We start from the raw sequence: 21,076 nt of genomic DNA on the forward strand, positions 1-21,076 counted from the left end.
GCATGATACAGACTCTAAAATGCACAAAAACCGTTAACCTTTTCAGATTAACGGTTTAATTTTTAAATAGTTATGAATCCTCCAGTATTATGATTTGGGACGTACCCAAACAACTACGGGGATTAGAAGCAAGGACAGGAAACCGCCGATTAGGGAGAGTGTTGAAAAGCTTGTTTGTTCCACAACCATGCCAGACATAGCGCCTCCAGAAGCCCCTGCCAAAGCGATCAGCACATCCACCATCCCTTGAGTCTTCGCACGAACCTGAGGAGGGGTAGCATCGACGACGGTCGCAGTTCCACTGATCAAACCAAAATTCCATCCGAGCCCAAGGAGGGCTAAAGCCAGGATAAGGAGTACCATGGAATCAGCAGGTGCAAATGCGGCCAGCAAACCTGCAAGTAGCAATGTCACGCCAGAAGCATAAGACATCAACGTACGCCCAAACTTATCGACGAGAACACCGGTAATCAAAGAGGGCAGATACATGGCCGCAACATGGATACCGATAACAATGCCTACATCGCTTATTCCATGTCCATGATGCGTCATATGAACAGGAGTCATGGTCATAATGGCAACCATGACACTCTGGGTAAGAATCATGACCGTTGCGCCGATAACGATGCCACGCTTATGGACGCTCGTTATCCTATTATTCGGTTGTTCTGTTCGATCATGTCTCTCTTTTTCCGCAATGGCTTGGGCCACCATGAAAGGATCGGGACGCAGAAATAGGAGCAGTACCACTCCGGCAACAATGTAAGCTACTGCCGCGAGCATAAACGGTCCCGACAATGCTGGAGCACCTATGGATACGGAAAATCTCCCCATTACATTTACTAGATTGGGACCGGCAACTGCACCAAATGTAGTGAACACCATGGCCATGCTTATTGCTTTCGCTCTTTCTGTGGGCAGTGCCAAATCGGTACCCGCATATCGAGCTTGCATATTTGTCGCCGTACCTCCCCCATAGACTAACAATGAAAGAAAGAGTAGCGGTAAATTGTTGAATATAGCCGCAAGCACGACACCAACCGCGCCAAGGCCCCCTGCCAGAAATCCGGTGGCCAATCCAATTCTACGGCCCTTTCGCTGAGAAAGGCGACCCACAAGCAGCGCCGCTGCGGCAGAACCCAACGTAAATAGTGCTGTTGGGATTCCCGCATAACGGTCCGTTCCTAGCATATCCTGAGCGAGCAATGCTCCCACTGTGATGCCAGCGGCGAGCCCTGCGCCACCAAATATTTGAGATGCGATGACAATGCTCAATGTTCTTTTTTGCAGCTGACGCTGCTTCTCATGTGACTCTACGTATCCTTGAATTTCTGCGTTAAGGCGTCCATTCTTATCTTGATTCTGGATCGTTTCAAACGACATACACGTACACCTCTTTATTTAACGAATTGAATGAATAATAACTATTGTTCCTTGTGCTACACTCCTTCTATGTTGACATCAGACTTTATTCTTGGTTCGGCTAATTTCATTATATAAGAGTACAATCAGCCTACAATCCCAGAACGATGGGATATTGACTTGGAGAAGGAGCCCCCTTTGTAGCCGACATTAGATAAAGCCATGTTATTCACAACAACTCTCTCAAAAACAATAAAAAAGCCGATCAATTTTATCCATTGATCGGCTTTTCTTGATATCTACTCCTACTCCATTCAAGCTCAATGCTCATATACAGGCTGTGTAGAATCATAACACTATTTTAAAACTACTGTTCTATTTACGCCTTACCAACCGCGGTTGGACATGCGCTCTTCTGGAGCCAATTTAGAAATTTCAATGCCTTTCATAGGGGCGCCCAAGTTTTTGGATACTTCGGCAATTAGCTTGTAATCCGTGTAATGTGTAGTAGCTTCAACGATTGCACGAGCGAATTTCTCAGGGCTATCTGATTTGAAGATACCTGATCCTACAAACACACCGTCTGCTCCTAGGTGCATCATTAGTGCTGCGTCTGCCGGAGTGGCTACACCGCCTGCTGCAAAGTTAACGACAGGAAGTTTTCCATTTTCATGAACATCGCGCAGTAATTCATAAGCTACGCCCAGATTTTTTGCTTCAGCGTATAACTCATCCTTGGACATGTTTTTTACTTTGCGGATCTGGCTGTTAATCAGACGCATATGACGAACTGCCTCAACAATGTTACCTGTTCCAGGCTCACCTTTTGTACGAATCATCGATGCACCCTCGCCAATACGGCGAAGAGCTTCTCCCAAATCCTTGGCTCCACATACAAATGGTACGGTGAACTCATGTTTATCGATATGGAACACTTCGTCTGCAGGCGTAAGAACTTCACTTTCATCGAGATAGTCCACACCTAGAGATTCAAGTACTTTGGCTTCTATGTAATGACCGATACGAGCCTTGGCCATAACCGGAATAGATACAACCTTCATAACCTCTTCCACGATGGTTGGATCTGCCATACGAGCTACACCGCCAGCTGCGCGAATATCGGAGGGTACCCGTTCAAGAGCCATAACAGCTGTTGCCCCTGCTGCTTCAGCGATTTTAGCTTGCTCTGCATTCATGACGTCCATGATGACGCCGCCCTTTTGCATCTCAGCCATTCCTCTTTTTACACGATCTGTACCTGTTTGCATGATTGTATTCCTCCTAATTAATGTATTGTTTCACTTCAACCTATGATTTAGTATAGAATGAGAATGGACAACTAAAAAGATCCAATAATTTCGGTTTTTATTGTACCACTTCTAAATTAACCTCTGGAGGGCATATGCAATTTCATGTAGCTTACAGTTCATATTTGAACCGAAAATATACCAAGATGAAGTCTCTCTATCATGCGATTCGTGATGCTATTCATGAAGGCAATCTGGTGCATGGCGAGAAGTTACCCTCTACGAGAGAATTAGCTGCGACGTATCACATTTCCCGAGGCACAGTGAATCAGGTATACGATACGTTGACTGCTCAAGGTTACATTCATTCAGAGCATGGAAAAGGAACCTTTGTTGCTTATCAGTTGGATTTAAGCAATGATGAATCCAACGTGAAGGCTTGCACACATCACTTATCTGCCTGGGGCAATCGTATTCAGCAGTTTGAACAGCACACAAATCATAGGAATTCACAAACCAATGCACAAACAAGCATTTCCAGAATAGAAAGCGACGAAGTTATTGATTTTAGCAAATACCAGCCTGATTTCTCCAAATTCCCATACGATGAATGGAATAATCGATTGTATGCTGAGATACGAAATCGAGAGCATCACATCGAAACAACCTCTGTTCTTGTAAGTTCAACTGGAGAGCCGAAATTGCGAGAAGCCATTGCTGCCTACCTTCGGCGGATGCGGGGCATTCAAGTCGATGCAGATCATATTGCAGTGACTGCAGGCTCTATGCAAGCTATAGCTCTGCTCACTCAAATACTTGCAGATCCTGGAGATCATGTAGTGACGGAAAGCCCTTGTTATGTTGGGATTTCTCAAGCCGTGTTGGCTGCGGGTGCTAAGGTGATTGAAGCCAACCTCGATGGTCAGGGCGTTGTTCCGCAAAACTGGGACGCACGTATGCTGTTTGTCACGCCATCAAGACAATTTCCTACGGGGGAAATGCTTAGCCTTGAACGCAGACAAACATTGCTGGACTGGGCACATCGTCGTGATGCTATGATTGTCGAGGATGATTATGATAGTGAATTCCGATATCGTGGAATGCATGTTGAACCGCTGAAAACATTGGATAAAGCGGGACGCGTAATCTACCTCGGTAGCTTCACGAAAACCTTGCCTTTAGAAGTACGGCTTGGTTATGTTGTTCTCCCCCCCACTTTGGCAGACACCTTTAGGAAAGCACAGGCATTATACGAGCCCAGACCTGTCAATCTGATCGAGCAGCGGGCATTAGCAGCATTTATGACAAGCGGCCAATATGAGCGTCATCTGCGTAGGATGAATCGTTTATACAGTCGCAAATTTCATCTGTTACTCAAACTTTTGAACGAGCAACTCTCTACATGGTTTGATTGGGTGGAAAACGAAGCCGGTCTGCACGTGTTTGGCTGGTGGCGAGGAGATGCGTCCACTTATGAAGTCTTTCGCGCATCGGCTAGGTCAGAAGGGGTTATATACTCAGAAGTCAGCAGTTCAACGTCTGAGGGTACAAAGTATGGTATCTATTTATCCTTTGCACATTTGTCAGATGTTCAATTACAGGAAGGCGTATCCAAATTAAAAAATGCCGTCATAGCTCCATTGTGAACTTTTTCTCTTTCTTGTCTCTCTCGTCTTTTAAAAAGGAACACCAAAAATCCCCTCTGTTGTACAGGAAGAGCTCACAATCACGGAACTCTATTGACCTGTCCACCCTGAGGGGATGTATTGGTTAATGCAAGGGCTCTGGTTGAAGCATCGCACTTTTCATTTGATTATTTATTGAAAGTAACCTTCTCCGAACCACCTTCAAGAATGATTGACGTGTCCCGCGGTTTTGTTTCCGCGATTTTGCGGCCACCTCTATACGAGTACAGTACACCAGCCTGTTTGCGAACAGCCTCGTATTCGTTCTCTGCTTCAAGAACGATGAAGTTGGCAGGTTTTCCTACTTCTATGCCGTATACGTCCTCGATATGCAGCGTTCTTGCGCTGTTTTTCGTAATGAGATCGACCGAATTTACGATTTGATCATAACCCAGCAACTGCGAAGCATGAATACCCATGTGCAGTACTTGGAGCATGTTGCCCGTTCCCAGCGGATACCATGGATCGAAAATGTCATCATGACCGAAACATACGTTAAGACCAGCTTCCTGCAGCTCTTTGACACGGGTCAGACCTCTTCTTTTTGGATATGTGTCGAAGCGTCCTTGCAGGTGAATGTTGACCAACGGATTGGAGACGAAATTGAGGTCAGCCATCTTCAGCAATCTGAACAATTTGTACGTATATGCGTCATTGTAAGACCCCATCGCCGTCGTGTGACTTGCCGTTGTGCGAGAGCCCAGTCCACGTTCGTAGGCTTCCTTGGCAACGACTTCCACAAAGCGGGATTGCTCGTCATCGATCTCGTCGCAATGGATGTCGATCAAACGATCGTATTTTTCGGCAAGGTCAAAAGCAACCTTCATCGAATCAACGCCGTATTCTCTCGTGAATTCGAAGTGCGGAATGCCACCGACAACGTCAACGCCCATTTTCAGTGACTCTTCCAGCAGTTCTGCACCGTTCGGATAGGAATGAATACCTTCCTGTGGGAAAGCCACAAGCTGGATGTCGATGTATGGTGCCATCTCTTCTTTTACTTCAAGCATCGCTTTGACTGCCGTCAGGCTTGGATCTGTAACGTCCACATGTGTCCGAACATGTTGGATCCCCTGCGCCATCTGCCATTTCAGTGCTGTTTTGGATCGGGTTTTAACATCTTCATGTGTCAGGAATGCTTTGCGTTCCGACCAACGTTGGATGCCTTCAAATAGCGTTCCGCTCAAATTCCATTCCGGCTCGCCAGCGGTTAACGTTGTATCCAGATGGATGTGAGGCTCAATGAATGGTGGCAGTACAAGTGAACCGTTGACGTCAAGTATCTCCTCATTTGCAGTGGCTTGAAGCTCCTGCGTAATTTGTTCGAACTTCCCGTCCTTCACGACGATATTCCATAGACCTTCTTTACCCCGCAATTTTGCGTTCTGTATAATCATTTATTTTCCCCTTTTCTTTGTTGGATTCTTTGTTAGGAACGATCAACATCAACACGATGTAAGCCACCGCCGTACCGAGCAGCGCATTCAGTGGTGTTACTCCTGGAGCCAGCTGAGCAAACGCAACGCCGATGGCCCAAGCAACCATTGCTACCCAGTTTACCGTTTTGAAACTCATCTCGGCAAACGGTTTATAGTTTCTGCGTTTCACGAAGAAGTAGTCCGCGATGATGATGGCACCAATGGACGGTACCGCCGCGCCCAGCACATTCAGAAAGCTGACGAAATTGTTGTACATCCACATGGCGAATACTGTACCCACAATGCCGTTTACGATGACGAAGAACTTTTTCGAAATTTTAGTGATGTTGGCAAAACCAAGACCCGAAGCATATAAGGCATTATCGTTGGTTGTCCAGATATTGAGTCCAAGAACGATGATCGCGGGAATGAGCAAGCCTTGCAGGAACATGACCTCAGAGATATCAGCCAGGTTATATGCCATTGCACCAACTGCCCCGAACAGGAACATAAGCGAGTTCCCAAGGAAGAAGGCAATAACCGTCGCGGTAACCGCCTGCTTGGACGTCCGGGAAAATCGGGCAAAATCGGGCGTCAGCGTTCCGCCACTAATAAATGAACCGATACAAATGGTCAATGCTGCTGCCGCGGTGAGTGTCTCTGTCGGCGTGTAATCGAGCAATCCTTGCAGACCCCCCAGCGAGCCTGCCCCTTCGAACATGGAGTAACCGCCGAGAATGGCAATAGCAGGAACCGCGATATAACCCAAGATGACGAGCGACTTCATACCGAAGATGGCTGATGCCGTCATAGCAAGACCGAACAACAAGATTAACAGATACACGTTCCAATCCATCGCTTTGGCAACCGGAATTGCGAACATGGCCACGCCTACCCCGAACCATCCGACCTGTGTGAAGCCGAGCAGAAATGATGGCAGGTACGATCCTTTCGCACCAAACGCATATTTAGCAAGTAAATGTGTGGAAAGGCCTGTCTTGGCAGCGATATGCGCTAGTGCTCCAGTATAGATACCGAGCACCAGATTGCCCGCAAGCACGATGCCAATGAACTCCATGAACGTCAAACTGACTCCAAGCGTCCCCCCTGCCAACATACTCGCCGAGAAGAAGGTGAAACCCAACATGACGGATAACGTCTTCCAAAAATGATTTCTCTGCGTTTTTGGCACCTCTTGCCATGAAAACTCTTGATCTTGTTTGCTCATCAGAATACCTCCAGCTTAAAGTGTATCTGATACCAAAAAAAAGCAGAAAAAAGAGGCTACTCGTCAAGTTATACACTGACAAGTAGCCTCTTTTTGCATCATAATCCGCGCGAAGACGCAGAGCATCCCTGAGGGGATCTGCCCTGATTCACGCGTGATTATAAAATCCGCTGCCCTTGCCAGCCTCTCTGGACTGAATTAAAGGTACCAGTATTCAATTACATTTATTATTTTAGAAAACGCCGCAGATGTCAATGTCATTATTATCCAAAGGTTATAAAACCCTTCTACAACAAGCTATTTTTATACTTATTTATCTTTTCAAATAAACTAGCACTTATTAATAAAATCAAAGACCACGTAGTTTCCTTCAGAAGGGTCAACGTGGTCTTTGATCGTTATCTATACTCTAGATATACTGCAGTCTGTCCTTGTACCAGACGTCGGGAATCATATCGCGCTCCAGTTCCAACAATTCATGAATGATCTTGTCCGCATCACTAATGGAACTCACGAGCGGGTCGGTGAGCATCGCCCTTCTCAGTTTCTCGTAGCTCTGTTCCAGAACAGCTTCGACCGTCAGCTCATGCGTATCCAATACAAGTTCTTGCATACCTCTTACACCTCGCGGCATCTCGCCTACATGAATTGGTTTCACTCCATCCATGCTCACGTCGCATAGCACTTCCAGGAACGAATCGGCATTCATATTGGTTACCGCGTCTTGATTAAGCGTATTAATGAAAAACTTCTTCCCCAAATTTCCTACCATGTTCTCAATGATATCCGTCGCATGATCCGGGCCAAAGGTACTCATGTAATCGGCAATCGGGATATTCCCCGCAAGAAAGTCATCTACCTGACGCCACATTCCGTCATGACGCTGATACCTGTCCTCTGTCTCCCAGATGGACAATGGCGAGATAGCGTCTCTAGTCTTGCCGAGACCTTGCCAATACCGAACGTATTCCTTCGTATGCGCCGTGCAGGTGGGGATGATTCCGAAAATATCATACAGTTCGTAGGTAATCGCATCGTTAAAAATAGCTTTTGCGCCGCGATCACCGCCGTTGTTCTCATCACCTGCCATTTTGCGCATGGCTTCCGCGATTAGGGGCATCACATTTTTCCCTTCGAATTCAGCTTTAAGCAGCCAAGTGAAATGATTGACGCCAGCGATGCGGAAATCGAATCTCTGGTCGATCTCTTGGGTGAACTCGTCTGACTTTTCGATAATTCCCGCTCTTACAGCGTAATAGGCTTTCTTATGCGGCATATGATGACTATCGCACAGGGCAAATGATTTCAGCTTCGGCGCATAGCGATGTAATGCGATACCATGAACGGTAGACGGATTAATATAATTAATGACCCAGGCATCAGGACATAGCTCTTCAATGTCTCTGGCGCATTCCATAATAACCGGAAGCTCTCTCATTGCCCTAAAGATCCCACCCGGGCCAATCGTATCGCCGGAACACATGCGAATGCCGTATTTTAGAGAGACTTCGCAGTCAATTCCCCGATATTTGACCGATTGCTCTGCAAAGCTAAGCACAACGAAGTCAGCTCCCGGCAGCACATGTCTTCGGTCCACCGAGCCCTCAATCTTCAAGGATACGTTGTTCTCACGAGCAACCATCTCTGCAAGTTTTACCATTTTCGAGAGCCGCTCCTCGTCCGTATCCACCAAAGCCAGCGTTCCCTGATTCAGATATGGGGAGTGAACCATCTGCCAGATGGACTGACGACCGAAAAACAGACTGCCTGCCCCTATAACGACTACCTTTGGATGCTGTGTGTTTGTAGCATTCATCAATAACCCCTCCTCGTAACGATATAATTTCATTATAGGTGAGTGGGCTAGAATCGGAATGTGAGATAGTTTTCAAAACATGTCATATGGTACGATAATCAACAACAGATAAACCATTGGTTATATTAGTTAGAAGTCGAAGGATGTCATAAAGTGGAGAGAGACGAGATGAACAAAATGCATGCAGGGACTGTAAATATGAGTATAATCGATGAACTTTCGGAGTATATCACACTGCGCATGAGCTCTTATTTGGAACAAAATCACGACAGCAATTGGATGGAGCACAAGTCTCATTCCGATTATGATCTGTGGTTCATTACAGCAGGCTCCGTCCAGATCACCATCGATGGGATCGAACATATGGCGGACCCGGGTGACATTGTATTTTTTTATCCGGATATGCCCTATCTGGCTTCCACGACTGGAGAGCAGTGCCGATTCATATACATGCACTTTGATTTCAGCATAGCTGAGCAAAAGCGAATTCTGGGCGAGTTTCAGCTGCCGGGGATCGTACCGGGCAACCTGGTTCGGGATGAGTCAACGCTGTTCACCTCATCCTATCGAAGGTTCAAGCAGGACAGCGGCGCATCCGGAAGTCCACTCTATTTGAAAGCTTCCTTACTTCTCGTCATTGCAAAAATTTTGGAGCTTCACGGGCATGGTCTGTATAACGGTGAATTTCTAAAAGACCGAAAACCGAGGAAAACGGAAGGAAGTCTGGAGGTTCTGCAGAACGTATTCCCCTATGTGGATGCGAATCTGCATCGTATCATCCGAGTTAGCGAGCTTGCAGCCATTGCAGGAGTCTCTGAGAAATATTTTATTTCTTTATTCAAGAAAATTTTAGGTATTACGCCGGGGCAGTACATCAATCAAATCAAGATGAATCGGGCACGAGACTACTTGTACGAGAAAAAGTATACGATCCAGCAAATTGCCGGATTTCTGGGCTATCCCGATCCCTTCACCTTCTCCAAAGCATTTAAAAAATTTTACAACGTGCCTCCTTCCAAATTTGAATAGAGCGCCATCACTAAACAAAGAGGCAACCGGTATATGCCGGCTGCCTCTTTGTTTAGTCACTGGTTATTCATGCTTCAGGTGTATGTTCCTCAGCACTCCTCATAACGTAAAGGGTGCTTCACTAGAATACATGTCATGGAAAAATCCCCTGTACAGTATATCCTCTTCCAGACATTTAATGAGATACAACAGTTCATCGTCATCCTCAGGTTCTTCACCAGTATGCTGCATTTCCTCAAATTGACCTAGAATATTCTCCAAAAGGGTGACTTGAATAAATAAAGGCAGCTTCTCCAACATCGAATCTTCGATCTTGGTTTCGGAAATATAACCAGCGAGGGCAGTTTCAAAATAATCATCCATGAATGATTTCCGTTTACCGGCGTCAGGTTCGAATTGGATCCAGCCCACACCGTGTGTCCAGAGATCTGCCAGGTCATACATATACCAACCAAAGCATGAATTATCGAAATCATATACGGTGATTTGACCATTATCAAAATCGATTGAGTAATTCCCATCGTTATAATCGAAATGGATCATCCCGAATGTTTCCGGGTTTGTATCCAAACCTTTTAAGGTATCCAGAAGCTCGACCATCTTCCCCTTAAGCAGTGAGAATGATTCAGGTATCAAGTTATTGATATATTCATCTTTGTAATTGTCAAAAAAATGATGCCGGCGATGGACAGGACTATACTCTTTCGATAATTGGTGCATTTTCCCCAGGACTTTACCGCAATTATAATAGTATTCGGTAAGTGGAACACCTTTCCGATACTGATAATTATTTTCTACCAGCAACTTTCCCTTGGCCTTCACAAACATACAGATAAAGAACGTATGCTCATTATAAGTGATCTCTTCAAACAGATGGCCCTTTTTCGAGTTGACTACATTCGATACCCTTGCTTCGTGCTCAAATAAATAACGGACATATTCCAGTTCTGCCAGGAAATCTTCTCGCTTTCTGTCAGGCAAAAAAGACACTCGAAGGATTAGCGATTCACACCCCTCTTGCTCACAGGTATATACGACATTCCGCCCACCCTCATGAGGTGGAATAAGCTGAATGCTGTAACCCTCCAGATCGAACAACTCCGATACCAATGCCAGTACATGCGTGTTGCTGATGTTAACAGCCTCGTTAAAATTAATAATAATCTCCTCCAGTAAACATTGTCGGGACGGTTTCCCGCACTGCAATGTCCACAAAAGGAATCCCTATGCCGCAAATATCCTTCTGTGAACCTAAAGCACAATCACCTTGTTAGTCATTTGAAATTCGCTCCTTTTTGTTCAGATGTATATATCTTATCCTATAATTCCATATTATTCTAGCCCTCTTGTAACACTGCTGTCTCGTAATAGTACCGAATCAAAATGTCCTGATCGTAGTTGCCGAACCCCTTCCCGAACAGCGTAAGTCCACCCCGGCCGGGTACCACTTCTTCCGGGGTTAATCGAATGGTCCAATATGGAGCAGCATTGAGATTCAATTCATGTATTCTTACATCCGAGATGCGCTGGCCATCGATAAAGGTTCCTTCAACGTTGATACGAAGCACTTTCAATACGCCGTACTGGTTCACATCGGCATGCCACCACTGCGGCGTGAGTCTGCCCTTACGGTCTCCAAAGTCACCCGGGCTTGTCCAGGTTCCGAGGTGATGGTTATTAAGTGTAAAACGGATGTCCGACGGCCAGTTTTCATTAACTTGTGGAGCCTCCGAGCCAAGCTCCAGCGATATTTCGATTTCACGGAGTTCCTGATCTTTGTACAGATAATTAGGGACCTTATATTCAAGGAAGCCTCGTGCCAACCAGAGTATGCCCGCATTCACCCGGCTGGGATCCATGAAGCAGGCTGGCGTGTCGTATTGTCCAATCATCTGGGTTGTCGTCGCGAGCCCGCATGTTGGCCACGCTTCGTAATCCGTATATTGCCCTACCGGAATAGATACCTCGTGGTACGGTACATCGAGCGGTTCAGGTGACAGATTGATCAGCATAAATTCTTGCTGAATAAAACAGTACTTATACGTCCCGCCGTTCTCCCGTTTCATTCGACTGCCTACAATCCCGGCCTTTTGTAGCTTGCTCACATGGGTACTAACGATGGCTTTACTCAGATACAGCTCCTTGGCGAGCGCATTAATGTGCATTTCTCTGTTCAGCAGCAATAAACGAACGATATGTAACCGGGCTTCACTCGCGAGCGCTTCGTAAATGATCAGTGAAGATGCATCCGTACCAAGCATCATCTGTTTCACTCTCCTATTTTGAATTCGCTATTTTACGAACCCTGTAAAATAAACTTGCTCCCATATAGGCATTATGATACACATAGATTAAGAAATCAAATTTCCGATTTCGCTTTAGAGCGAATCCAATAAAATTCATTCTATGGAGGTTTTCATTTTGCTTACATCCAAGATGCTTATTGATAAAGAATTTCAGGTAGCAGAGGTGGATCCTCGTCTTTACAGTTCCTTTGTTGAACATTTGGGACGTGCCGTTTACGGTGGCATTTACGACCCTGGTCATCCTACTGCTAATGAACAAGGTTTCCGCCAAGATGCCATCGAAGCAATCAAAGCGCTAAATGTGCCCATTGTTCGTTATCCAGGAGGGAATTTTGTATCCGGTTACAATTGGGAAGATGGTGTGGGGCCTGTAGCGGAGCGGAAACGCAGACTTGAGCTTGCCTGGTGGACCATTGAAACCAATGCGGTCGGCACCAACGAATTCGCGGATTGGGCCAAACTTGTTGGAACCGAGGTCATGATGGCAGTTAATCTCGGCACCAGAGGCATTGATGCTGCAAGAAACCTGGTGGAATACTGCAACCATCCTTCGGGTACCTATTGGAGTGATCTGCGTATTTCCCATGGTTATAAAGCCCCTCATCAATTTAAAACGTGGTGTCTTGGTAACGAAATGGATGGACCTTGGCAGATTGGAGCCATGACCGCTAGCGAATATGGCCGAATTGCCAACGAAACGGCGAAAGCGATGAAATGGGTCGATCCCAATATTGAACTGGTGGCATGCGGTAGTTCCAGCCGAGGCATGAGTACTTTTGCAGAATGGGAAGCGACTGTTCTTGATCTCTCTTATGAAAATGTGGATTATCTGTCCTTGCATGCGTACTACAACAATAACAAAGACAACACATATGACTTCCTGGCTACATCGCTGGATCTGGATCAATTCATTGACAGCGTCGCTTCGATCTGCGACTATGTGCAAGCTAAGAAACGCAGTAAAAAGAAATTGATGCTGTCGCTTGATGAATGGAATGTCTGGAACTCGATTGGCACAAGCCGAGCCGAAGAACGCTGGCAGATTGCTCCTCCGGAATTCGAAGATGTATACACACATGAAGACGCCTTGGCCGTAGGATGTTACCTTATTACGCTTCTCAAGCACGCGGATCGTGTAAAGATGGCCTGCCTTGCACAGTTAATCAATGTCATTGCCCCAATCATGACCGAGAATAACGGAGCCATCTGGTTCCAAACAACGTATTATCCGTTCATGCATGCATCCAACTTCGGACGTGGCACCGTGCTTCAGTCCATCGTATCTTCTCCGAAGTATGATTCTAAGGAATTTACGGACGTGCCTTACCTTGAAGCGATCAGCGTACATGATGATGAAAATGGAATCATCACCATCTTTGCGGTGAATAGGCATCTGGACGAACAAATGGAACTCCATGTGGATCTTCGCTCCTTTGGGGAAACGACTTTCATGGAGCATATCGTAATGGAGAACCCGGATTTGAAAGCCGTTAATACCAAGTCGAACCCTAACAATGTTGTTCCTCATTCTGGCGGATATACCAAGGTGGATCAAGGAAAAGTCCAATCGATCCTGACCAAAGCGTCATGGAACGTCATTCGTTTTAAAACACAGCAGGCTTGAGCTAACTATATATGGACTGCCTAAATAATGATTGATAAGCATGATGGATGTTCATTACATTAAACAAAGACCTCCAGTCTTCTCACGAAGCTGGGGGTCTTTTGGTGTTTCATTAACCCACAATTCAAATCTATAAGAGGATTTTGGAGCCATGAGTAAAAAAAGATTTGGTGAAAAGTAAAAAAAGTGCACAGACCAATTTTATGATTCCTCCACTTTAACCCAAAAGTAAAAAATATGCGGATTCTCGTCAATAACCTTTATATCCCGTTCTCGCTTTCTCGTTTAGACTATTTTCAAGAAAACGTATTCAAATAGGATACTCAAGGGGGAAAGGAAATGAACAAGAAAACCAAGACTTTAATGTTGTCCTTATGCATGTCGACCCTGTTACTCGCTGCCTGTACGAATGGAAGCACTATCGAGAAAGGTACATCCACTACCGATTCGGATGCCAACGAGGGCGGAATAACGACCATACACACCGTAACGTCAGAATATACTTCTGCCAAATATCCAAAGGGCGATGATATCACAAACAATGTGTGGATTAAGCGATACAAAGAACAGTTTAATATCGATGTCAAAACAGACTGGGTCAGCGATGAATATGATACCAAATTGAATTTGGCTATAGCATCGAATGATCTTCCCGATGTGTTTAGGGTTAACCCATCACAGTTAAGGCAGTTGGTCGAAGCAGATATGGTCATGGACCTTACTGACGTCTTTGAACAACACGCTTCAGGACGTCTCAAAGGCTACATGGAAGCAGATGCAGACAGTTATGAATCAGGTAAGAAGGACGGCAAGCTGTACGGGATACCGCAGATGCACTGGGGATTAATTGAACAACCAGACTTCATCTGGATCCGAAATGATTGGAAAGAAGAACTGGGTCTCCAGGATCCAAAATCTGTAGAAGACATCAAGAACATTGCACTTAAATTTATGGAAAAGCACGGCGGGTATGGTATAGCAATAGATCAATCGCTCGATTACCTCAACCTGCTCGCCATTGCATGGAATGCGCATCCTGATATGTGGATGGAGGATAGCAGCGGGAAACTAGTATATGGTTCAGTTCAGCAAGAGATGAAAAATGCACTGACTGAATGGTCCGAATGGTACAAGCAAGGCATTATTGATCCGGAATTTGCAATCAAAGACTTTAATGCGATGAACGCGGATATCGTAGCAGGCAAGGTGGGCGTACAACCTTATTACCAGTGGTGGGGTTATAATCCTGGTGTCGATACAGTAGCCAATCTGGGAAAGGACGCAATCTTCTATCCGTATATCATCCCTACCATCGATGGAAAGGAAGCGAAACAATCCATTTTCTTCGCCAACAACAATTATATTGTCATGAAAAAGGGATTCAAGAGCCCTCAAGAAGTGATTAAGATTTTGAATGACTATGCTTACATCGTTGATGAAGGCAATGGCAAGGAGTCCAAAGAAACACTGTCCGCTCTGCTGGACAACGATATTGCACATGTGGTCGGGGCGTTCCGTGTACTTAATCCGAATTCCGATTACGAGCAGTTCGAGGCTGTATCAGCAGCCCTTCAATCCGAGGATACCAGTGGACTCACAACTTCGGGAATGTGGCAGAAATATAATAACAGTGTTGAGTTTATGAAAAATGCAACACCGGGAGCAGTCGGTGATTATTTGCAACAAGGTGCTCCAAAGAATGCGTATGGTCTGGCTAAGAAAGTACTCGATAACGAGAACTACACAAAGACGGCATTGTGGGGTGTCTCACCAGAGGTGCTGTCGAGTTACGGCACAACGCTGGATGATATCCTGACTGAAGGCTTCACCAAGATCATCATGGGCAGTGAAAATATCGATTATTTCGATGTTGTCGTCCAAAATTGGCGAGCAGCCGGTGGCGATGAAGCAACCCAGGCAGTCAATGACGCCTACGGAAAATAATAATGCGGTTGCCAAGAACGGAGGAATAATGAATGCTGAGAAAATGGAAACAGCAGAGTCCCTACCATCTCATGTTGATCCCGAGCCTGGTCTTGGTCTTCATCTTTAGCTACATCCCTTTTTACGGACTTATTATTGCATTTCAAAAATACAATCCCGGTCTCGGTTTTAACTCTCCATGGGTCGGATGGGATAATTTTTCCCATGTATTTAGTCAGCCGAACTTCGTAAGAACCATCTGGAATACGCTGTATATGTCCGTCTTCAAGATAATCGGCGGCATTATCGTGCCCGTTATTTTCGCATTACTGCTTAACGAGGTACTGCACAGTGGAATTAAACGTACATTTCAAACACTCGTATACATTCCGAACTTTCTTTCTTGGGTCATTATGGCTGGCATCATGCTGGATATACTTAGCTCTGATGGCATTATCAACACATTTCTAGGCGTGTTCGGGATTGCACCTATTTCTTTTCTGGGCACACCGTCCATATTCCCTTGGACCATGATCGTGAGTGATATTTGGAAAGGCTTTGGATTCGGGACGGTTGTATACCTGGCAGCTCTAACCAGTATTGACCCTGGTCTATATGAGGCAGCGGTTATTGATGGAGCTAAACGTTGGAAACAGACCCTCTACATTACTTTACCCCTTCTCATGCCAACGATTGTCTTAATGACTGTGTTGTCACTTGGTAACGTCCTCAATGCCGGATTCGACCAGATCTATAACCTGTATTCCCCTGTCGTGTATCAGACTGGCGATATTATTGATACCTATGTATACCGTCTGGGAATTCAGCAGGCTCAGTATTCGATTGGTACCGCTGTCGGATTATTTAAATCCATCATTTCCAGTGTTCTCGTTGCTGTATCGTACTTCCTGGCCTACAGGGTAGCAGGCTATCGTATCTTTTAAGGAGGAACTACCATTATGATCTATGATAAAAGTGTAAGTAGGCGCTTGTTCCATATCCTAAATTACACGATATTGCTTCTAATCTCCCTTCTATGTATCCTACCATTTATCAACCTGTTGGCTGTTTCATTCAGTAGCAGTTCCGCTGTATCTGCGGGAAGCGTGACGTTCTGGCCAGTTGAATTCACGACTAAGGCTTATGAATTTGCATTAACTGGAGGTTCATTTTTCTCCTCTCTCTGGGTGGCGATCCAACGAACTGTTCTCGGAACGTTTGTGAATCTGGTTCTGATCGTACTCACAGCCTACCCGCTATCCAAATCCAAACAAAAATTGATGGGTCGTAACATCTACATGGGATTCTTCATTGTGACCATGTTATTTAGCAGAGGATTAATTCCTACCTATCTGGTGGTCGTCAAAATGGGATTGATTGATTCGATTTGGTCTCTGATTCTGCCCGGAGCTCTACCCGTGTTTAGTATGATTATTCTTATGAATTTCATTAGAGGTTTGCCAGAGGAGATTGAAGAATCGGCAATTATCGACGGTGCCGGGCCTATACAGGTATTGCTTCGTATTCTACTGCCGCTCCTCAAACCCGCTCTCGCAACGGTCGGTTTGTTCAGTATCGTCGGCCATTGGAATTCATGGTTCGATGGCATTATCTATATGAACAATCCAGCCAATTATCCATTACAAAGCTACCTACAGACCCTGCTGCAAAGCTTTGAGCAAATTATGCTGAAAGCTGGATCAGACTACACTCAATTGTTATCAATGATGAACGCCAGAACTGGGCGCGCCGCTCAAATGTTCTTGGGTGCCATTCCGATTTTACTCGTTTATCCGTTCTTGCAGAAATACTTTACCAAGGGTTTGGTACTTGGTAGCGTCAAAGGGTAATTAAAAGAGCTTGCAGTTAATCCTGCAAGCTCTTTTGGTGTGTTCACCCTATGTAACATAGTTGGAATCGTTCTACTATGGTAAACGTATGCATGAATCCATGTTGACTACGTTATTTCTATGATGGCAGGTAACAGAATGGTAAAAGTCGTGCCTTCTCCAATCTGACTAGCTACCTGTATTCCATAAGGCTTGCCGAAATGAAGTTGAATACGCCGCTGCACATTATGCAGGCCGATTCCTGTTCCTTTGTCTGCTTCGAGCTTATCTTCCATAAAGTTCTGAATCGTATGTTGATCCATACCAACGCCATTATCGCAGACTTCGATTACAATATCACTGCCCTGAGGTTGAATCCGAATGCTAATAGCCCCGTCTTCTTCGAATTCAGCCAAACCGTGAAAGATCGCATTCTCCACAATGGGCTGCAGGATCATTTTGGGCATATGATAATCGAGCAGTCTCTCCTCAATTTCATAATTCATCTGAATACAGTCGTAGTACCTGACATTCTGGATCGTCACATAATTCGCTATATTATCGATTTCTTCACGAATCGTTACGAGGGTTCCATCGGATCTTGTTGCATAACGAAGCATCGAGATTAATGCATCTGTCATTTCCACGATTTTGTCGGCCTGCTGCATGGAGGCAATCCATTTCACTGAACCCAGTGTGTTATACAGAAAGTGAGGCTTGATCTGGTCGTGAAGCGCACGCATCTCGGCCTTTGCTTTCTCTATTTCTTCCTGCTGCATTCGCTCAACCATACGCTTCAATTCATGTGACATCTTGTTAAATCGAACCGATAAATGCCCAATCTCATCGCGAGAACGAATATGTTCAACTTGTTCAAACTGCCCCTTCTCGACCAAAGAGATATTGCGCAGCAGCTTCTTGATAGGGGTGGTGATGACATGAGATAGAAAAATCGAAATAATGGCAGCAAAAAGAACCAGAACAATGGACAGTGTCACCAGATTATGCCCTAATATTTTGCCGTCCGCAGTCAGCTCATCCAAAGGCATGTATAAGTATGTAGTCCATTTCTGCTGACTAAGTGGACTGGTCACCACAACATTTAATGATTCGGGTGGACGAACATTGTCCCGGAACAATGTACCGATTAAGCGGTCATTCACGTTATATACAATTTTGTCATTCTCATCGACGATCATGAACCTGGAACGTAGCCCTTCCTGCAAGTTACGATTAACGATTTCGATGAACTTTATATCAATGCTGACGACAATCACGCCAAGCAGTTCTCCGCTAGCCACATCATGAATTTTGCGAGCGTGTGACACTGCCAGAATTTTATTCTTTAATTGCTCATCGATCCGGGTTGTCAATGTGATGGTCCGATCATTATCATGCATGAATTTTTTGAACCACAATTCGTTCGCCACTTTGAAGTCCGGGTCAATAGGCTGGTTAGGACTGACAAACAGATCTTGCCCCCCGTTCAAATTATAGAGGTAGATGGAAAATACGCGATCTTTCATCATGATATAATTCATCAAAATATTGTACGCGGCAATCTCATTTTGTTCATCACCCTCTCGCAGAAAATCCTGGATCGGAAAGCTTCCTTCATGGGTTGCAGATAAATTGTTGCTAAGGCCATTACTGGCAAGCAGCGTGATCTTCTCAATTTCCTTTAGGAACTCGTCGATGCGAATATTCGTCTGCTTGGCCAGATCGGTGAGCAGATTGGTGTAATTTTGTGCCAATAATCGCTCTGAGGAATAATACGAACTAATCGTCATCACAAATACAGGGAGAATGATGACTGTAATACATATCACCATGATTTTGTACTTAATTCGTAAGGGCTGGGCGTGCTTCATATGCTGCACCTCTATTCACGGATCATATTAATCCCTGCTGTTGTTCTCGATATTCCTCAGGAGTAAATCCTACGGATTTTTTGAAAATCTTACTGAAGTACGTGTAATTATGGTAGCCCACCTTGTCAGCGATTTCATATACTCTCAGTTCCCTGCTCAATAGGTAAGCCTTGGCATGTTCAATCCGAACACGTGTCAGGTAGGTGATAAAGTTCTCTCCTTTTTCCTGCTTAAACAATCGACTGAGATACGAAGGGTTGACACTGATCTGGTTAGCTATACTCTGCAACGAAATATCCTCGGCATAATACTTGTCCATCAACTCAATTGCGAGGTCTGTGTAAGAACGTTCCTGCATGATCAGGGAATCGGTTTTAAAGTAATACGCGATATGAGCCAGCATAACTTGGTGAATATCCTCCCAATACTCTCCCTTCAAAACGATTTCGTAAGGCGATCTATCGGTGAATGAAAGCTTGCCTCTTTCAGTAGCCCGTGAGAGATGGGAGTGTATGGTTTCCATCACCCTGATATATTGCTTGCGAATACTGCTCTCATCTGCTCGTTGCACCTCCAAATCAGAGCGGATTTCTTCAAGAAATTCCTCAGCCTTTATGTTGTCTTTACTCACCCATAATTTGAGGAAATCTCGTTCCTGCTCCGGACTGAGCACTCCATTCACTTCTCTCCGAGCTGGAGCTTGAATCACGTCCGCGTAATACAGAATCTGGTTACTGCCTTTAAAGAAACTTTGTTTTAGGGCGAATTCTGCTTCTCGACATGCCTTTCTTATGCCATGAAAACCGGAAACAATTGTACTTACACCCGCTGAGAGTGACAGATTCATAAAATCCTTAATTGAAGACAGAAGCTTATTACATAATTTGTTTAGATCAGCTTGCACAGACTCACTCCCAGGAAGAACATTGACAATAACCCAATATTCAGATGAGCTTTCCACGAAAATCTCTTTCTCCCATTTGGATGGAATGATCTCTTCCATAATATTCAGAATAGAGAATCGAAGTAGTTTTTCCCCCTTCTCGACATATTTCCTCTTCGCGTCCTCGTAATAGTTGACAACAAACTGGATGACGACCAACTTGTCTGATCGTATACGGAAATGCATTTCTTCAGCTTTGGATATCATATCCTTTTCATTTATGAATCCGCTTACAACATCTTGGAAGAAGCTATCTTTTAGATGTCTCAGGCTCTTGAAATAGTCATGTGTCATAAATGGTACGTTAGTCTTAGTGTCACGTTCACTTTTTAATTTCTCTTCAATGGTGGTAAGAAGATCAACTAGAGAGCTTTCTGTAATCTCACTTTTAATCAAGTAGTCTACAGCCCCAAGCTTCAGTGCCTCTTTTACATAAAGGAATTCGTCAAAATTGCTCAGGATGACATATTTGCAGGTTTTCAGCAAACAAGATGCCTCTTGTATGAGCTCTAACCCATCCATGATCGGCATCTTGATATCGGTAATAATTAGATCGGGGGTCACTTCTAGCGCGAGTTCCAACGCTTCCTTCCCGTTCCCCGCTTCTCCGGCAACATAGAAATTGTACTCTTCCCAGTTTAGCATGGAACGAATTCCAACCCGCATGAGCAGTTCATCCTCTACGATCATCAGTTTATACATGAGCATCCTCCAACATGAACCATTTTCACTATTTTACCATTAATCCAATTATTGCAAAGATGTCTAGCCGCCCTATGGATTGTGATTTTTAAG

General features: G+C 44.9%; 15 protein-coding genes. 6 read left to right on the forward strand and 9 right to left on the reverse strand.

Translation table 11 applies throughout. The features are described from left to right. Window positions 1-87 precede the first annotated feature (87 nt). Window positions 88-1,383 (reverse strand): MFS transporter, encoded by a 1,296-nt coding sequence (locus DC345_RS18590; protein WP_113054330.1) that lies wholly within the window; start codon window positions 1,381-1,383, stop codon window positions 88-90. A 365-nt stretch (window positions 1,384-1,748) separates the two neighbouring features. Continuing rightward, window positions 1,749-2,633 carry a pyridoxal 5'-phosphate synthase lyase subunit PdxS gene (pdxS, locus tag DC345_RS18595; RefSeq protein ID WP_218642256.1) on the reverse strand — a complete coding sequence of 295 codons (885 nt, stop codon included), beginning with the start codon at window positions 2,631-2,633 and terminating at the stop codon, window positions 1,749-1,751. A gap of 161 nt (window positions 2,634-2,794) precedes the next feature. Here pdxS and pdxR point away from each other — a divergent pair, with 161 nt between their 5' ends. Next, on the forward strand, window positions 2,795-4,255 hold the full coding sequence (pdxR, locus tag DC345_RS18600; RefSeq protein ID WP_258530712.1) for a MocR-like pyridoxine biosynthesis transcription factor PdxR: 1,461 nt from the start codon (window positions 2,795-2,797) through the stop codon (window positions 4,253-4,255). Window positions 4,256-4,422: 167 nt separating this feature from the next. Here the strand turns inward: pdxR and DC345_RS18605 are convergent, their stop codons facing one another. The 3 genes from DC345_RS18605 to DC345_RS18615 form a co-directional block, all read right to left on the reverse strand. Then, entirely contained in the window at window positions 4,423-5,691 is a 1,269-nt protein-coding gene (locus DC345_RS18605; RefSeq protein WP_113054332.1) for a cytosine deaminase, read from the reverse strand. Next, complete coding sequence (codB, locus tag DC345_RS18610) at window positions 5,660-6,940, reverse strand: cytosine permease (RefSeq protein WP_113054333.1); 1,281 nt, start codon at window positions 6,938-6,940, stop codon at window positions 5,660-5,662. The genes DC345_RS18605 and codB overlap by 32 nt, the downstream gene beginning before the upstream one ends. Window positions 6,941-7,349: 409 nt before the next feature. After that, window positions 7,350-8,756 (reverse strand): family 4 glycosyl hydrolase, encoded by a 1,407-nt coding sequence (locus DC345_RS18615; protein WP_113054334.1) that lies wholly within the window; start codon window positions 8,754-8,756, stop codon window positions 7,350-7,352. A gap of 177 nt (window positions 8,757-8,933) precedes the next feature. Between DC345_RS18615 and DC345_RS18620 the strand changes: the two genes are divergently transcribed. Further along, window positions 8,934-9,785, forward strand: a complete 852-nt coding sequence (locus tag DC345_RS18620) for a helix-turn-helix domain-containing protein (RefSeq protein ID WP_113054546.1) — start codon at window positions 8,934-8,936, stop codon at window positions 9,783-9,785. A 99-nt stretch (window positions 9,786-9,884) separates the two neighbouring features. On the opposite strand, the gene DC345_RS18625 is transcribed toward DC345_RS18620, so the two are convergent. Then, the gene (locus DC345_RS18625) at window positions 9,885-11,000 is read right to left on the reverse strand and encodes a phosphotransferase enzyme family protein (protein ID WP_258530714.1); all 1,116 of its coding nucleotides are present in this window, start codon (window positions 10,998-11,000) and stop codon (window positions 9,885-9,887) included. A gap of 122 nt (window positions 11,001-11,122) precedes the next feature. After that, a complete protein-coding gene (locus tag DC345_RS18630; protein WP_113054335.1) occupies window positions 11,123-12,049 on the reverse strand; it encodes an ArsR/SmtB family transcription factor in 927 nt (308 codons plus the stop codon). Between the two features lie 172 nt (window positions 12,050-12,221). Between DC345_RS18630 and arfA the strand changes: the two genes are divergently transcribed. From arfA to DC345_RS18650, 4 genes are all read left to right on the forward strand, one after another. Beyond that, window positions 12,222-13,715: an arabinosylfuranosidase ArfA gene (gene arfA / locus DC345_RS18635; protein WP_397333688.1), complete on the forward strand. Its 1,494-nt coding sequence runs from the start codon at window positions 12,222-12,224 to the stop codon at window positions 13,713-13,715. Between the two features lie 339 nt (window positions 13,716-14,054). Further along, window positions 14,055-15,659, forward strand: a complete 1,605-nt coding sequence (locus DC345_RS18640; protein WP_113054336.1) for a type 2 periplasmic-binding domain-containing protein — start codon at window positions 14,055-14,057, stop codon at window positions 15,657-15,659. A gap of 32 nt (window positions 15,660-15,691) precedes the next feature. Beyond that, complete coding sequence (locus DC345_RS18645) at window positions 15,692-16,582, forward strand: ABC transporter permease (RefSeq protein WP_113054337.1); 891 nt, start codon at window positions 15,692-15,694, stop codon at window positions 16,580-16,582. A gap of 15 nt (window positions 16,583-16,597) precedes the next feature. Continuing rightward, on the forward strand, window positions 16,598-17,488 hold the full coding sequence (locus DC345_RS18650; RefSeq protein WP_113054338.1) for a carbohydrate ABC transporter permease: 891 nt from the start codon (window positions 16,598-16,600) through the stop codon (window positions 17,486-17,488). A gap of 107 nt (window positions 17,489-17,595) precedes the next feature. Here the strand turns inward: DC345_RS18650 and DC345_RS18655 are convergent, their stop codons facing one another. Continuing rightward, window positions 17,596-19,338, reverse strand: a complete 1,743-nt coding sequence (locus DC345_RS18655) for a cache domain-containing sensor histidine kinase (RefSeq protein WP_113054339.1) — start codon at window positions 19,336-19,338, stop codon at window positions 17,596-17,598. Between the two features lie 22 nt (window positions 19,339-19,360). Continuing rightward, the gene (locus DC345_RS18660) at window positions 19,361-20,983 is read right to left on the reverse strand and encodes a helix-turn-helix domain-containing protein (protein ID WP_181586641.1); all 1,623 of its coding nucleotides are present in this window, start codon (window positions 20,981-20,983) and stop codon (window positions 19,361-19,363) included. Window positions 20,984-21,076 lie beyond the last annotated feature (93 nt).

It is taken from the genome of Paenibacillus taichungensis (assembly GCF_003287275.1).
Taxonomy (GTDB): Bacteria; Bacillota; Bacilli; order Paenibacillales; family Paenibacillaceae; genus Paenibacillus; species Paenibacillus taichungensis_A.

Bases quoted from the DNA above. Each gene is read 5' to 3' on its own strand.
- DC345_RS18590 (WP_113054330.1), bottom strand. From the start codon at position 1,383: ATGTCGTTTGAAACGATCCAGAATCAAGATAAGAATGGACGCCTTAAC.
- DC345_RS18605 (WP_113054332.1), bottom strand. From the start codon at position 5,691: ATGATTATACAGAACGCAAAATTGCGGGGTAAAGAAGGTCTATGGAAT.
- codB (WP_113054333.1), bottom strand. From the start codon at position 6,940: ATGAGCAAACAAGATCAAGAGTTTTCATGGCAAGAGGTGCCAAAAACG.
- DC345_RS18615 (WP_113054334.1), bottom strand. From the start codon at position 8,756: ATGAATGCTACAAACACACAGCATCCAAAGGTAGTCGTTATAGGGGCA.
- DC345_RS18620 (WP_113054546.1), top strand. From the start codon at position 8,934: ATGCATGCAGGGACTGTAAATATGAGTATAATCGATGAACTTTCGGAG.
- DC345_RS18630 (WP_113054335.1), bottom strand. From the start codon at position 12,049: ATGATGCTTGGTACGGATGCATCTTCACTGATCATTTACGAAGCGCTC.
- arfA (WP_397333688.1), top strand. From the start codon at position 12,222: ATGCTTATTGATAAAGAATTTCAGGTAGCAGAGGTGGATCCTCGTCTT.
- DC345_RS18640 (WP_113054336.1), top strand. From the start codon at position 14,055: ATGAACAAGAAAACCAAGACTTTAATGTTGTCCTTATGCATGTCGACC.
- DC345_RS18645 (WP_113054337.1), top strand. From the start codon at position 15,692: ATGCTGAGAAAATGGAAACAGCAGAGTCCCTACCATCTCATGTTGATC.
- DC345_RS18650 (WP_113054338.1), top strand. From the start codon at position 16,598: ATGATCTATGATAAAAGTGTAAGTAGGCGCTTGTTCCATATCCTAAAT.
- DC345_RS18655 (WP_113054339.1), bottom strand. From the start codon at position 19,338: ATGAAGCACGCCCAGCCCTTACGAATTAAGTACAAAATCATGGTGATA.
- DC345_RS18660 (WP_181586641.1), bottom strand. From the start codon at position 20,983: ATGTATAAACTGATGATCGTAGAGGATGAACTGCTCATGCGGGTTGGA.